Raw genomic sequence first — 13107 nt, 5'->3', positions numbered from 1 at the left:
TCCGGCCCGGCCACGGACCGGAGGCGCAGCTTGCCGGGCGGCAACGCGCCCCGCCAATGACGAAGCGGCGCGTCCTCAGGTCGGCGCGGGGCCGGCCGGGTGGCGGTGCTGGTGGCGCGGCGGCGGGGTCGGCAACTCGTCCCGCGTCACCGCGCCGTCGCCATTGACGTCGAAGGCACGGAAGCGGGCCTCGGCCATCGGCCGGATCTCCTCCAGCGTCACTACGCCGTCGCGGTTGGCGTCGAGGCCGCGGAACATCATGCCGACCATCTGGCCATGCCGCGGGCCCATCTGGCCGCCATCGGGCCGGGCGGGACCGGGGCGCAGGCGCGCGGCCTCCATCTCCTTCTGGGTCAGGCTGCCGTCCTTGTCCGGGTCGGCCGCGGCGAAGCGCTGCTGGATGAACGCCCAGGCCTCGTCCCAGGTCACCTTGCCGTCCTTGTTGGCATCGACCTGGTTGAACATCGCGCCCGGGCCGCGCTCGGCGCGCGGGCCGGCGGCGGGTCCGCCCGGCGGCGGGGCGGGCGGTGCGGCCGGCTGCGCCAGGGCCGGCGCGGCGGCCAGCAGGGCGGTGCCGAGCAGCGCCATGCGGAAAGTCTTCATCGGCAAGTCCTCCTGTGCGGGCCCAACGGGCCTTGCGGGAAAGAGATGCGCCCTGCGTGTAACCGCCGCATGACAGCGGCGACGCAATGGAGTGAGGTTTCGTAACGGCGCCCATTCATTCTTCGAGCCGCCGCCAGGGGTGAGCCGCCCGCCGCCGGCGCGGTCGAAGCCGAAGACATGGCCGCCGCCGCCGGCCGGCTGGTCCTCCGCCCGGGTGATCGCCAACCCCGCGAGGTGGCAGCGCAGCAGGGCGCCGACGCCGCCATGGGCGATGATCGCCACATCGCCCGGCGGCGCCTCGGCCAGGGCGGCGGCCACCGCGGCGACGATGCGCGCCTGCGCGTCCGCCGCCCTCTCCCAGCCGCGGATGCTGACCCCGGGCTCGGCGAAGAAGCGGTCGGCGATGGCTTCGAACTCGGCCTTGGGAAGGTAGCCGGTGGCGCTGCGGTCGTTCTCCCCGAGCGCCGGCCGAACCCGGACCGGATGGCCGAGCGGCGCCGCGGTCTCCCGCGCCTTGCGCTCGGCGCTGCTGAAGACCGCGGCCAGGCCGCGCGTCCAGGGCCGCGCCGCCAGCAGCGCGGCGCGACGATGGCCCTCGGCCGAGAGGCTCCAATCCGGCACCGGCACCGCGGGGTCGATGGCGACCTCCGGATGGGTGACGAACCAAGCCGTCGCCATCAGCGCTTCGGGGTCCCACCTTCGCCGAGATCCCACCACAGGCCGGCGAAGGCGAGCATCCCCTGCCGTGCCGGGCCCATCAGCAGGTGCTCGTCCGGCCCGTGCTGCTTGCAGCCGTTGTAGCTGTGCGGCACCCAGACCATCGGCAGGCCGAGCTGGTCGGCGAAGACGTCGCCGGGCAGGCCGCCCGAGCTGTTCGGGATGACCTGCACCCGCGCATCCAGCGTCCGCTGCATGCTGTCCTGCGCCCAGAGCACCCATGGGTGGTTCGGCGCGGTGCGCGCCGCGGCCATCCGCACCCCGGCATTCTCGATGGCGATGTCGGCGAAGCCCTGCTCGTCCAGGTGCTTCCGCAGGGAGGCCTCGAAGGTCAGCGGATCGGTATCGGCGGTGTAGCGGATGTGGCAGGTGGCGCGGGCCGAGGGCGCCACGGCGTTCATCGGGTTCTCCGGCTGGCCGCTGATCATGGCCAGCACGATGAAGCCGTTCCAGCCATAGATCTTCTCGGCCGGGGTCAGGCCGGGCTCGCCCCAGTCGGCATCGATGGTCGCCGAGGCCTCGCCCTCCCCGGCGCCGACCGGGCAGCCGGCCAGCGCCGCGCGCACCTCGGCCGGGACGCCGTTGCGGGGCAGCCAGTCCCGCACCAGGATCCTGCCGCGCGGGTCCATGATGGCGGACAGGCCATGCGTCAGGCGGATCGCCGGGTCGGTGGTCAGCCCGCCCCAATGGCCGGAATGCACGCCGCCCTCGCGCAGCTTCAGCACCAGGTCGAACTGGAAGATGCCGCGATTGCCGGTGGCGATGGTCGGCAGGCCCGGCTCCACCCGCGGCCCGTCCGAGGCGATCAGCACGTCGGCCGCCAGCGTTTCCTTGTGCAGGTCGGCGAATTCCTGCAGGCCGCGCGAACCCCGCTCCTCCGCCATCTCCAGCAGCAGCTTGACGTTGAAGCCGAGCTTCCCGCCGCGCTCCGCCAGCACCGCCTCCAGCGCCGCGAGGTTGATGGCGTGCTGGCCCTTGTTGTCGGCGGTGCCGCGGCCGTACCAGCGGTCGCCCTCCTCGGTCACCGTCCAGGGCAGCAGGCCGGGGCGCCACTGGTCATCGAGGCCCCGCACGGTATCGCCATGGCCGTAGAGCAGGACGGTCGGCAGGGCCGGGTCCTCGATTCGCGCCGCGGTCATGATCGGGCCGAAGCCCTCCAGCGGGTTGGGGTGGATGGTGACCGCGAAGCCCATCGACTCGACCCAGGGGCGGATGGCCTGGTCGAGGTAGCGGTGCGCTCCGGCGCGAATTCCGGCTCCTGCGCGGTGGAGGGGATCTCGACCAGCCGCGTGAGCAGGGCCTTGTAGGAACCGTCGTCGAAGAAGGCGGCGGCGCGGGCGATGGCGCCTTGGCGTGTGGGCATGATGGGTCCCGGATGGGTGAGGATGGGGCCGGGAGCATGGCGAAGGCCGGGGCGGCGGTCCATGCCGGGGCGGTCCCGCGGTTTTCGGACAAACTCCCCGGGCGGGGCGAAATGCGGTTTTCGGACAAAGCGGCGGGGGCGGCAGTCCGGGCGCGGCGCGGGACCGGGTGGCGGCCGTGGCGCGGTGCCGAGGGTTCGCGGGCAAAGCGGCGAGGCGGGATGCGGCGGGCGCAGCGTGGGGCTGACAGGCCAGCCGGCGGGCGGCCGCATGTGGCAGGGCGGGGCGGGCTGGGCGCATCGGCTGGCCTCCCTACGAACCCCTGGCTATATGATATTTTTCCTATGAAATCAAGACCGCAAGCGGCGCTGCGGCCGCCTTGGCGAGCGTGCCGGTCGGCCGGAGACCCGGAGCGGTCCCTTGCTGCCGCGACCTGACTAGCCCGGCCTTGGCCGGGAGCGGCAGGCCGCTCTCCCCCGAGGACCGCGCGCCGGCCCATGGCTGCCATGACCGGCGCCGGTGAGCCAGCGGACATCGCCGGAAGGCGGCCGAGATCGAAGGCTCTGAGCCCGTCCCGGTCGTCGGCCGGGCGCGCCCGCATTCCTGCAAGCCGATCAGTCGTACCCACCCTTGCTGACCGGGAAGGGCGGGAAGCGGCGCTTCGACCCGGGCGCCCGGACGATGCCGCGCCACCGCGCGATCCGTCGCATGGCTGCCCGGCGATCCGGCGGAAAGCGCGCGCGACGCCCCGCGCCGCATGGCCCAAGCGGCATGCCGATCTCCGTCACCGGCGGAGGGGTCGCTGCACCCGCCCGGCTTGCGGCAACGCATCCGCGCCGCGCTCGCGTGTGACGCGATGGCCGCCGAGGTGATCGCGATGCCGCAAATCTGCGTCGCGCAGGGCATGCGGGCCTGTAACATGCGCGGGTCGATCCTCGCCGGGGAGCCGGCGTGGGCCGGCCAGGCAGAGGGAACCGGCGCATGCGCGAGCGGGGCATGAATGCAGGCGATGGCGCGACGGCCGGCCGCACGCGGCTGGAGAAGGCGAAGCGCGTCGTCATGGACGAGGTCAGCCGCTACCTCGTCTCCTTCATCTATATCTGGGTGCTTCTCGGCATGTTCACCCTGCACGAGGAGATCGCGCTGCGCACCCATGGCGGCGTCAGCAAGGCCATTCCCTTCGCGCCGCACGGCTTCGCCCTGGTGAACGCGCTGGTGCTCGGCAAGGTGGCGCTGGTCGTCGAGGACCTCAGGCTCGGCGCCCGCGTCAAGGCCCAGCCATTGATCTATCCGATCCTCATCCAGGCCTTCATCCTCGCGGTGCTCTTCATCGCCATGCACGTGCTGGAGGGCGTCATCGGCGGCTGGCTGCACGGCGAGGCACTGGCGGCCAGCGTGCCGGCGATCGGCGGCGGTGGCCCGGCGGGCGTGCTTTTCTCCGCCTTGAGCTTCTTCGTGGCGATGATCCCCTTCTGCGCCTTCGGCCAGATCACGCTGGCGATCGGCTGGGACCGGATGCGGAACATCCTGTTCGGACCGCCCCAGGACCCCGGGCCCCTGCCGTGAGCTTGGCGGCCACCCAGGGGCGTGCGCCGCAGCCATGTGGCGCGCGCCCGTCGCCGGCGTCTCGGCGCATGGCCGTCCGAGGCGATCGCATGCGCGGCGCGTCGGACGCCGGCGAGGCACCACCAAGGGATGCCGTTCCCCGCCGGGGCTCGATGGTGATGGGAGTCGGGCGATGACGAGACGCATGGCGCCGCGCGGCCGCGCCGCCCGCGCCTGGCTCCGCGCCGCATTCCTCGCGCTCGTGCTCGCGCCCGGCCCCGAGGTGGCGGCGCAGCCGGCGCCTGCGGCGCCGGCGCCCATGCTCCGGGTCGCCACGGGGAGGCGCCGCCCTTCGTCATGCGGCGCGACGACGCCCTGACGGGCTTCAGCGTGGACCTCTGGAACGCCCTGGCCGAGAAGCTGAAGGTGTCGTCGCGCTTCGTCGACCTCGGCCGGCGCAGCGACGATGCGCAGCTCGAGGCGCTGCGCCGCGGCGAGGCGGATGTGGCGATCTCCGCGATCGCCATGACGCCGCTACGCGAGCAGCGCGTGGACTTCACCATAGCCTACTTCGATTCCGGCCTGCAGATCGGGGTGCATCCCGACGGCGGCGGCGGCGTGCCCGGCCTCGGCTTCCTGCGCGCGCTGCCCTGGAGCGCCATCGGCGACCTCGTCCTGGCTGGGGCGGTCATCCTCGTGCTGCTTGCCCATGTGCTCTGGTTGGTGGAGCGCCGGGGAAACCCCGGTTCCGGCGCGGCTACCTGCGCGGGGTTGCCGAGGGGCTCTGGGGCGTCGTCATGATCATCGCCACCGGCGAGCACGGCGACCGCGACGAATCGCTGCTCGGCAAGCGCCTGACGGTTGCCCTCATGTGGCTGTTCGGCGTGGTGCTGATCGCGCAGTTCACCGCGACGGTGACATCCTCGCTCACGGTCCAGCAAATGCAGTCGACCATCCGCGGTCCCGACGACCTGCCGGGCAAGGCGATCATCACGACGCCCGGCAGCATCGCCGAGGCCTGGCTGCGGGAACGCGGCCTGCCCTACCGCACGATCACGAGCGCCGACGAGGGACTGCGCCTGCTGCGGAGCGGGGAGGCGCAGGCGGCGGTCTACGAGGCACCCTCGCTGCGCTACTGGTCGCGGGTCTTCGGGCCTGACGAAGTCACCGTGGTCGGTCCGGTCTTTCGGCCGGAGAAGTACGGGCTGGCGGTGGCGCCCGGCGGCCCGCTGCGCAAGCAGATCAACGGCGCGCTGCTCGAGCTGTTCGCGGAAGGGCGGTACGAGGAGATCTCCCGGCGCTGGTTCTCGGACGTCCAATAGGATGGCCGGGGGCAAGCGGCCCATGGCGCGCGTGCAGCGGACAGGCGACATGCGGCCGGACGCTGCCATCGAGAGCGCTCCCGCGTGGCCCGGCTCCCTTGTCCGCCTGCAGGGGCGGCGCGGACACCGGCTTCGCTCGCCTCCACGCTCCGCTCCCCGCCCCGACGAGCGGCAGCCATGGTCGCGTCGGCGACCACTGCCCGAAGCCCCGAACGGACCCACGAAGCGGGTCGGATGGCGGCCTGGTGCCCGCCCTCGTCACGGCCAGACAGGGGCGCCCTCCAGCCCCGCGCTCTCCGGCAGGCCGCAGATCAGGTTCGCATTCTGCACCGCCTGGCCGGCCGCTCCCTTGCCGAGATTGTCGACCACCCCCATCGCGATCACCAGGTCGCGCTCCGGATCGGCCGCGTAGCTGACGAAGGCGAGGTTCGAGCCGGTCGCCCATTTGGTCTGCGGCGGCGTGTCGGTCACGCGGACGAAGGCCCGCCCGGCGTAGAAGCGCCGCGCCGCCTCCAGGCACTGGCCCGTGGTGGCGCGGCCGCGGCAGTAGATGGTGGCGAGGATGCCGCGGGTCATCGGCACCAAATGCGGCGTGAAGACCAGCCCGGCTGCGCTGCCGCCGCTCAGCCGCTCGATCGTGCTGGCCATCTCGGGCATGTGGACATGCCGGAGCAGGCCGTAGGGCACCAGGTTCTCGTTGCTCTCGGCATAGCCGAACCGGCTGTCGCCGCCGCCCCGGCCGGCGCCGGAGATGCCGGTCTTGGCGTCGATGACGATGTTGCCGGGCTCGATCAGCCCATCGGCCAGCAGCGGGGCCAGCGCGGTCAGCGTCGCCGCCGGGAAGCAGCCGGGGTTGGCGACGCGGGTCCGGCCCGCGATCCGGTCCGGCCAGATATCGGCAAGGCCATAGGCCCAGCCCTCGGCATAGCGGTGGTCGCCGCCGATATCGACGACCTTCACCTCCGCCGGCACGCGCGCCAGCGCCTCGGCCGAGCTGCCCGTGGGCAGCGACGCGAACAGCACATCGAGCTTCGGCAGGGAAGCGGGGTCCCACTTCTCGATCACCAGCCCGGCCAGCCTGGCCGGCAGGCCGGGGAAGCGGTCCGCCAGGCGGCTGCCGGCACTGCCCTCGCCCGCGGCGTAGACCAGCTCGAAGGAGGGGTGGCCGGCGACCAGGCGCATCGCCTCGCCGCCGCCGAAGCCGCTGATGCCGACGATGCCGACGCGAATGCTCATGGTGGTGTCCTTCTGGAGTTCGGGCAAAAGAAAACCCCCGTAGCCGAGGGCTGCGGGGGTTCGGGAAGACGGGCCGGGGCTGCTCCGGCGGATGGGGCCTAGATGAAGGCCGCCGCCACGCGGAAGGACGCCGATCGACGCGCAGCCCAAGGAGCCGCCGCAGGGGTGCAGCAGCGTCGGCGTCGGTCACAAGGCGTCCGGATCCTGGTCATGTCCCGCGACACTGTCGCTGCCCATGGCCGTCGTCAAGCGGAATGTCCGCTGGCCGCCGCGTGCGGAATCCGGCGCCCAGGCCGGTCGCGGCCAGCCCTACCGCTCCGCCCGCCAGCGCAGGAAGGCCGCCAGCTCCGGCAGCCGCCGCGGTGCCCCCACCGGCCCGGTCAGCCGCAGCCCCACCTCGGCCGAGTCCGCCACGGGCTGCGCCGCCACCCGCAGGTCCAGCGCCGCGCGGCCGAGATCGATCGCGCCGCTCGCCACCGCCTCCCCGCCCCCTCGGCGGTCAGCCGCATCCCCTCCAGCACCGCGCGGCCGGCCTCCAGCCTCGCCCCGCCCTCCAGCCGCTCGAAGGCCGTCGCGCCGCCGGCCAGGGCCTGGCGCAGCGCCGCTTCGGCCGCGCGCAGCTCGGGCAGCGCGCCGGCCGCCTGCAGCGCCGCCAGGTCGAAGCCCACCAGCACGCCGTCGCGCGCCGCGAGGCTCGCCTCCCCGCCAGGGTCGCCAGGATCGCCGCCATGCTGTGGCCCTCCGCCGTCAGCCGCGCCGTGCCCTCCACCCGTCCGGCGCCGAGGTCCAGCGGCAGGTCGAAGAGCGGGCCGGAGATGATGGCATCGGCCAGCGCGGCATCGAGCGAGAGGCGCGGCGGCGCCGCGGCGCCGTCGACCGCCAGCGTTCCCTTCAGCGTGCCGCCGCCGAGCCTGGCCTGCAGCCCGTCCAGCCGCAGCGTGCCGCCGGCCAGCTTCAGCGCCGTCGTGACGGCCTCGAGCACCGGCTCGCCGGCCGCCTCCACCCGGGCCACCTCCAGCGCCAGCTCGGCCTCCAGCGCCGCCAGCCGGTCGAGCCCGAGCGGCTGGCGCCCGCGCAGCGGCAGCGCCGGCAGGGGCAGCACCTCGGCGGCGAAGCGGCCGGTCAGCCGGGGCCGGGCGCCGTCCAGCGCCAGCGTCATCTGGCCGCGGCCGCGGACTGCGCCGGCGACCAGGTCCAGGTGCTCGGCGGTCACCGTCCGGCCCTGGCCGGACAACGCGGCGATGACGGAGAAGGAGCCGGGGCCGAGCCAGATCCCCCCTCGGGCCCGAGCAGCGGCGCCAGCAGCCGCGTCGCGCCGGGGTGCCGGAGGGTCAGCGTGCCGCTGCCGCGCCCCTGCAGCAGGTCGAGCGTCGCCCCGGCCTCGGCGCGCAGCGATCCGAGGTCGCCCTCCCCGCGCAGCGCCAGGGCCTCGGGCACGCCGCTGCCGGACAGCCGCAGCGCCAGTGGCTGGGCCAGCATCGGCGCCAGGCCCGCCCGGTCGGGCGGCAGCAGCGGCAGCAGCGCGGCACCGGCGCCGGCGAGCTCGAGGCTGGCATCCGAGAGGCGCAGCGGGGTGCCGAGCTGCAGGGCGCCGGAGGCGGCGGCATCCAGCTCCCCGGTCCGCAGCGCCAGCCGGCGCAGCGTGACGCGGCCGTTCTCGAGCGCGGCGTCGAGCGTGGCGCGCTCGGCGCTCAGCTCGCCCCATGCCACCTTCTCGGCGGCGAGGCGGAGGTTGAGGTCGAAGCCGGCGAGGCGGGCATTCAGCGTGGCGCCGTCCGGCAGCGGCGGCAGCAGGCCGTTGAGGTCGAGCCGGTCGATGGCGAGGCCGAGCCCGAAGGCGGGCCGTGTCGGCCCGACGGCACCCGCCGGTCCAGCCCCTGGCGCCAGACGCCGTTGCCGGTGAGGCGCGCGCCGTCGAGCGTGGCGACGAGGTCGGAGAAGGCGATCTCGTTGCCCTCCAGCGCCAGCTTGAAGCGGGCCTCGGCGCCCTGCAGCCGGGCGGGGTCGGTGCCGGCCAGGTTCAGCCCGAGCGCCGCCAGCGTCTCCCGCAGGGTCTTCGCCGCGACATGCACGGCGAGCTCCATCCGCGGCCCGGCGGTGGCGCCGGCGACCTCGATGCCGGTCTCGCCCGGCAGCAGGGCGGAGACGTCCGACAGCGAGAGCCGGTCGCCCTCGAGGAAGAAGGCGCCACGCAGCCGGCGCAGCGGCAGGCCGGCGAAGCCGGTCGACTCGGCCGAGAGGTCGATGCTGAGCGGCACCGCCTGGGGCAGCGCGTAGCCGCGCGACTGCCGCAGCGCCGCGACCCAGGCGTCGAGGTCGAGCCGCCCGGCCGCGAGCGCGATGTCGAGCCGCGCATCGGGCGCCAGGCGGAAGGTGGCGGCGCCGCGGGCGGGCTGGCCGTTGAGGTCGAAATTCAGGTCGTCGGCGGCGATCAGGTCGGCCGCCGCGGTCAGCCGCCCGGTGGCGCGCCAGGGACCGGAGGGCGCCGGCAGCAGGGCCGCGAGGTCGTTGCCGCCGGCTTCCATGCGCCCCTCGAAGCCACCCTCGGCGGCCAGCGCGCCGCGGGCCGAGAGGCTGGAGCCGCCGCCGGCGAGGCTGAGGTCGAGCGGGGCGACGCCGTCGAAGCCGGCGCGGCCGAGCTGCAGCGCGAAGCGGGCGGCATAGCCGCGCCAGGCGAGGCTGCCCTCGGCCACCACCGCCTCGGTCGCGCCGCCGGTCTGCAGCCGGGCATTCACCGCCTCGGCCTGCAGCCCGCCGATGCGCAGCCGGCTGTCCTCCAGCCTCGCGTCGAGCGGGCCGAGCCAGGGCGGCGCGCGGAAGCCCGGCAGCGCCACCGGCGGCCAGGGCAGCGCGATGTCGCCGCCGACCAGGGCCAGCTCGCGCGGCTCGAGCCGCCCGGCCAGCAGGGCGCCGAGGTCGAGCCGCAGCCGCAGCCGGCGGGCGGTGATGCTGATGCCGTCGGCGGCGGCGCCGACCGAGACCTGCTCCGCCTCGATCCGCGGCTGGGGCAGCAGGACCAGGGTGATGGGCCCGTCGAGATGCACCTCGCGGCCGAGCCGGGCGGTGGCGAGCTCGGCGAGCTGCGGCCGCCAGGATTCCCAGTCCAGCAGCCGCGGCACGAGCCAGAGCCCGCCGGCAAGGAGGAGGAGGAGGCCGGCGGCGGCCAGCCCGGCGCGGCGGATCACGCGGGGGCCGCGGCCGGCCGCGGCCGGAGGCGATGCGTCAGCCAGGGGAACCCCAGCCGCCGCCGCCGGGCGTCTCGAGCACCAGGGCATCGCCGGCGGCGAGCTCGGCGCTGCCGGTATTGCCGGGGATGGGGGTGATGCCGCCATCGGCGCGCTCGACCCATTGCCGGCCGGGCGCGCCATCGGCGCCGCCCTGCAGGCCATGCGGCGCGACGTTGCGGCGGGAGGCGACGACCACCGCCTGCATCGGCCGCAGGAAGCGGATGCGGCGGCGGGCGCCGTCGCCGCCGCGCCACCGGCCGGCGCCGCCCGAGCCACGGCGGATGGAGAATTCCTCGAGGCGGACGGGGTAGCGCAGCTCCAGGATCTCCGGGTCCGTCATGCGGGTATTGGTCATGTGGGTCTGCACCGGGCCCCAGCCGTCGAAGCCAGGCCCTGCGCCGACGCCGCCGCAGACCGTTTCGTAATACTGGTAGATCGAGTCGCCGAACAAAAGGTTGTTCATCGTGGCCTGGGCCGAGGCGCAGGCGCCGAGCGCGGCGAGCAGCGCGTTGCAGGTGACCTGGCTGACCTCGGTGTTGCCGGCGACCACCGCGGCCTCCGGCAGGGGCGAGAGGAAGGTGCCGGCGGGCACCACGATCTCGAGCGGCTTCAGGCAGCCGTCGTTCAGCGGGATCTCCTCCCCCACCAGGGCGCGGAAGCAATAGAGCACGACGGCGCGGCAGACCGCGGCGGGGGCGTTGAAATTGGTCGGGCGCTGGGGGCCGGTGCCGGTGAAGTCGATGGTGGCGCGGCGGGCGGCGCGGTCGACCCGGACGGCGACCTTCAGCGGGGTGCCGTCGTCGAGCCTCGTCTCGAAGGCGCCGTCCTGCAGCCGGTCGAGGACGCGGCGGACGCTCTCCTCGGCATTGTCCATGACGTGGCGCATATAGGCGCGGACGGTGTCGAGCCCGTAGTCGCGGACCGCGCGCTGCAGCTCCTGCACGCCCTTCTCGTTGGCGGCGACCTGCGCCTTGATGTCGGCGAGGTTCACGTCCGGGCTGCGCGCCGGGTACTTCGCGCTGGCCAGCAGGGCGCGGAACTCGGCCTCGCGCAGGTGGCCCTGCTCCACCAGCAGGAAGTTGTCGATGACGACGCCCTCCTCCTCCAGCGTGCGGGAGACGGGGGGCGTCGAGCCTGGGGTGAGGCCGCCGATATCGGCATGGTGGCCGCGGCTGCCGAGGAAGAACAGGATCTCCTTGCCGGCGGCGTCGAAGACCGGGGTGATGACGGTCACGTCCGGCAGGTGGGTGCCGCCGTTGTAGGGATTGTTGAGGGCGACCACGTCGCCGGGCCGCAGGGTCGCGCCGCGCTCGCGGATCACGGTGCGGACGCTCTCGCCCATGGCGCCGAGATGCACCGGGACATGCGGGGCGTTGGCCACCAGGGCGCCGGTCGCATCGAAGATGGCGCAGGAGAAGTCCAGCCGCTCCTTGATGTTGACGGAGAGGCTGGTGTTCTGCAGCACCGCGCCGGTCTGCTCGGCGATGCTCATGAAGAGGTTGTTGAACAGCTCCAGCATCACCGGGTCGGGGCGCCCGGTGGCCTCGACCCGCGTCGCGGCACGCGGCGTGGTGCGGCGGAGGACGAGGTGATTCAGCGTCGTCACCTCGGCAGTCCAGCCGGGCTCGACCACCGTCGTCGCATTGGCCTCGCGGATCAGCGCCGGGCCGGCCAGGCGGTCGCCGGCCAGCAGGGCGTCGCGGTCGAAGACCGGGGCGTCCTGCGCGCTGCCCTCGGCGAAGAGCGCGACGGTGTCGATCGGCGTCGGCGCCTCGCCCGCGGGGCGCGCGGCGAGGGCCGCCTCCGCCACCGCCTCGCCGGCCGCCGTCACCTCGGCGATGCAGGCCTCGACCACCACCTCGCGCTCCGGCGTGGCAAAGCCGAAGCGCTGACGATGCGCGGCGGTGAAGGCCTCCAGCACCGCGGCGTGCTCGCCGAAGGCGACGGGCAGGAAGCTGTCGGTGCCGGCATAGCGCAGGTGCAGCCGGCGGGCGGCGGCGATGCGGCCGGCCGGCGCGCCCTGGCGCAGCAGCTCGGCGCGGCCATCCTCGGCCAGGGCGTCGAGCCGGGCGGCGAGGCCCTCGATCGACTCCGCGGTGAAGGGCGCCTCGACCGCGCCCTCGCGGATCACGGTCTGGTCCGCGAGGCCCATGCCATAGGCGCTCAGCACCCCAGCGAAGGGATGGATGAAGACCGTCTCCATGCCGAGCTCGTCCGCCACCAGGCAGGCATGCTGGCCGCCGGCACCGCCGAAGCATTGCAGGGCGTGGCGGGTGACGTCGTGGCCCTTCTGGATGGAGACCTGCTTGATGGCATTGGCCATGTTGGCGACGGCGACGCGCAGGAAGCCCTCCGCGACGGCGCGCGGGTCCTGCGGCGTGCCGGTGGCGGCCTCGATCTCGCGGGCGAGCGCGGCGAGACCTCTCCCGCACCACCTCGGCGTCGAGCGGCGCGTCGCCATCCGGGCCGAACAGGCTCGGGAAATGCCGCGGCTGGATCTTGCCGACCATGACATTCGCATCGGTCACGGTCAGCGGCCCGCCGCGGCGGTAGCAGGCCGGGCCCGGCACCGCGCCGGCGCTGTCCGAGGCCGACCCGGTAGCGCGCCCCGTCGAAATGCAGGATCGACCCGCCGCCGGCGGCGGCGCCGTGTTGATCGCCATCATCGGCGCCCGCATCCGCACCCCGGCGACCAGCGTCTCGAAGGCCCGCTCGAAGGTGCCGGCATAGAGCGCGACATCGGTGCTGGTGCCGCCCATGTCGAAGCCGATGATCCTCTCGAACCCCGCCATGCCGGCGGTGCGGGCGGCGCCGACGATGCCGCCGGCCGGGCCGGAGAGGATGGCGTCCTTGCCCTGGAAGGAGCCGGCCTCGGCCAGGCCGCCATTGGATTGCATGAAATAGAGCCGCACGGGTTGTTCCCCGGCCGCGGCGGGCGCGGGATCCAGCTCGCCCGCCACCTGCTCCACGTAGCGGCGCAGGATGGGCGACAGGTAGGCATCCACCACCGTGGTGTCGCCGCGCGGCACGATGCGCGGCAGCGGGCTGGCCTGGTGGAGAGCGAGACCTGGGGGAAGCCGACCTCCCGGGCGATCG

14 protein-coding genes and 1 pseudogene are annotated in these 13107 nt (G+C 74.4%); 5 read left to right on the top strand and 10 right to left on the bottom strand.

Annotated elements, in window-relative coordinates; all coding sequences use genetic code 11:
* Nucleotides 1-75 precede the first annotated feature (75 nt).
* From ACQ86J_RS29835 to ACQ86J_RS29825, 3 genes are read right to left on the bottom strand one after another with little or no spacing between them, the layout of a single operon-like run.
* Complete coding sequence (locus ACQ86J_RS29835; protein ID WP_431268360.1) at nt 76-1281, bottom strand: histidine phosphatase family protein; 1206 nt, start codon at nt 1279-1281, stop codon at nt 76-78.
* Entirely contained in the window at nt 1281-2513 is a 1233-nt protein-coding gene (locus ACQ86J_RS29830) for a M20/M25/M40 family metallo-hydrolase (protein WP_431268359.1), read from the bottom strand. The genes ACQ86J_RS29835 and ACQ86J_RS29830 overlap by 1 nt, the downstream gene beginning before the upstream one ends.
* A complete protein-coding gene (locus ACQ86J_RS29825; protein WP_431268358.1) occupies nt 2456-2683 on the bottom strand; it encodes a hypothetical protein in 228 nt (75 codons plus the stop codon). The genes ACQ86J_RS29830 and ACQ86J_RS29825 overlap by 58 nt, the downstream gene beginning before the upstream one ends.
* Before the next feature lie 815 nt (nt 2684-3498).
* Between ACQ86J_RS29825 and ACQ86J_RS29820 the strand changes: the two genes are divergently transcribed.
* From ACQ86J_RS29820 to ACQ86J_RS29800, 5 genes are all read left to right on the top strand, one after another.
* Nucleotides 3499-3681 carry a hypothetical protein gene (locus ACQ86J_RS29820; protein ID WP_431268357.1) on the top strand — a complete coding sequence of 61 codons (183 nt, stop codon included), beginning with the start codon at nt 3499-3501 and terminating at the stop codon, nt 3679-3681.
* Nucleotides 3663-4247: a hypothetical protein gene (locus tag ACQ86J_RS29815; protein WP_431268356.1), complete on the top strand. Its 585-nt coding sequence runs from the start codon at nt 3663-3665 to the stop codon at nt 4245-4247. Before ACQ86J_RS29820 ends, ACQ86J_RS29815 begins: the two co-directional genes overlap by 19 nt.
* A 172-nt stretch (nt 4248-4419) precedes the next feature.
* Entirely contained in the window at nt 4420-4605 is a 186-nt protein-coding gene (locus ACQ86J_RS29810) for a hypothetical protein (protein WP_431268355.1), read from the top strand.
* Nucleotides 4584-5027 (top strand): transporter substrate-binding domain-containing protein, encoded by a 444-nt coding sequence (locus ACQ86J_RS29805; protein ID WP_431268354.1) that lies wholly within the window; start codon nt 4584-4586, stop codon nt 5025-5027. The genes ACQ86J_RS29810 and ACQ86J_RS29805 overlap by 22 nt, the downstream gene beginning before the upstream one ends.
* Entirely contained in the window at nt 5024-5548 is a 525-nt protein-coding gene (locus tag ACQ86J_RS29800) for a hypothetical protein (protein ID WP_431268353.1), read from the top strand. Before ACQ86J_RS29805 ends, ACQ86J_RS29800 begins: the two co-directional genes overlap by 4 nt.
* A gap of 258 nt (nt 5549-5806) precedes the next feature.
* Here ACQ86J_RS29800 and argC read toward each other — a convergent pair whose 3' ends face one another.
* From argC to ACQ86J_RS29765, 7 genes and pseudogenes are all read right to left on the bottom strand, one after another.
* On the bottom strand, nt 5807-6784 hold the full coding sequence (argC, locus tag ACQ86J_RS29795) for an N-acetyl-gamma-glutamyl-phosphate reductase (RefSeq protein WP_431268352.1): 978 nt from the start codon (nt 6782-6784) through the stop codon (nt 5807-5809).
* A gap of 309 nt (nt 6785-7093) precedes the next feature.
* Complete coding sequence (locus tag ACQ86J_RS29790; RefSeq protein WP_431268351.1) at nt 7094-7261, bottom strand: hypothetical protein; 168 nt, start codon at nt 7259-7261, stop codon at nt 7094-7096.
* Nucleotides 7262-7283: 22 nt separating this feature from the next.
* Nucleotides 7284-7997, bottom strand: coding sequence for a hypothetical protein (locus ACQ86J_RS29785; RefSeq protein WP_431268350.1), 714 nt, complete (start codon nt 7995-7997; stop codon nt 7284-7286).
* Nucleotides 7994-8494 carry a hypothetical protein gene (locus ACQ86J_RS29780; RefSeq protein WP_431268349.1) on the bottom strand — a complete coding sequence of 167 codons (501 nt, stop codon included), beginning with the start codon at nt 8492-8494 and terminating at the stop codon, nt 7994-7996. Before ACQ86J_RS29780 ends, ACQ86J_RS29785 begins: the two co-directional genes overlap by 4 nt.
* Before the next feature lie 50 nt (nt 8495-8544).
* Nucleotides 8545-9969 (bottom strand): AsmA family protein, encoded by a 1425-nt coding sequence (locus ACQ86J_RS29775; RefSeq protein WP_431268348.1) that lies wholly within the window; start codon nt 9967-9969, stop codon nt 8545-8547.
* Nucleotides 9970-10006: 37 nt separating this feature from the next.
* Entirely contained in the window at nt 10007-12472 is a 2466-nt protein-coding gene (locus tag ACQ86J_RS29770) for a hydantoinase B/oxoprolinase family protein (protein ID WP_431268347.1), read from the bottom strand.
* A gap of 25 nt (nt 12473-12497) precedes the next feature.
* A pseudogene (locus ACQ86J_RS29765) lies at nt 12498-12980 on the bottom strand (hydantoinase/oxoprolinase family protein); the annotation flags it as partial.
* Nucleotides 12981-13107 lie beyond the last annotated feature (127 nt).

Origin of the sequence: Dankookia sp. P2, from assembly GCF_050632255.1 — a bacterium.
Lineage (GTDB): Bacteria > Pseudomonadota > Alphaproteobacteria > Acetobacterales > Acetobacteraceae > Paracraurococcus.
Note: the sequence above shows the minus strand (reverse complement) of the source record. Positions and strands in the feature narration are given on the sequence as shown.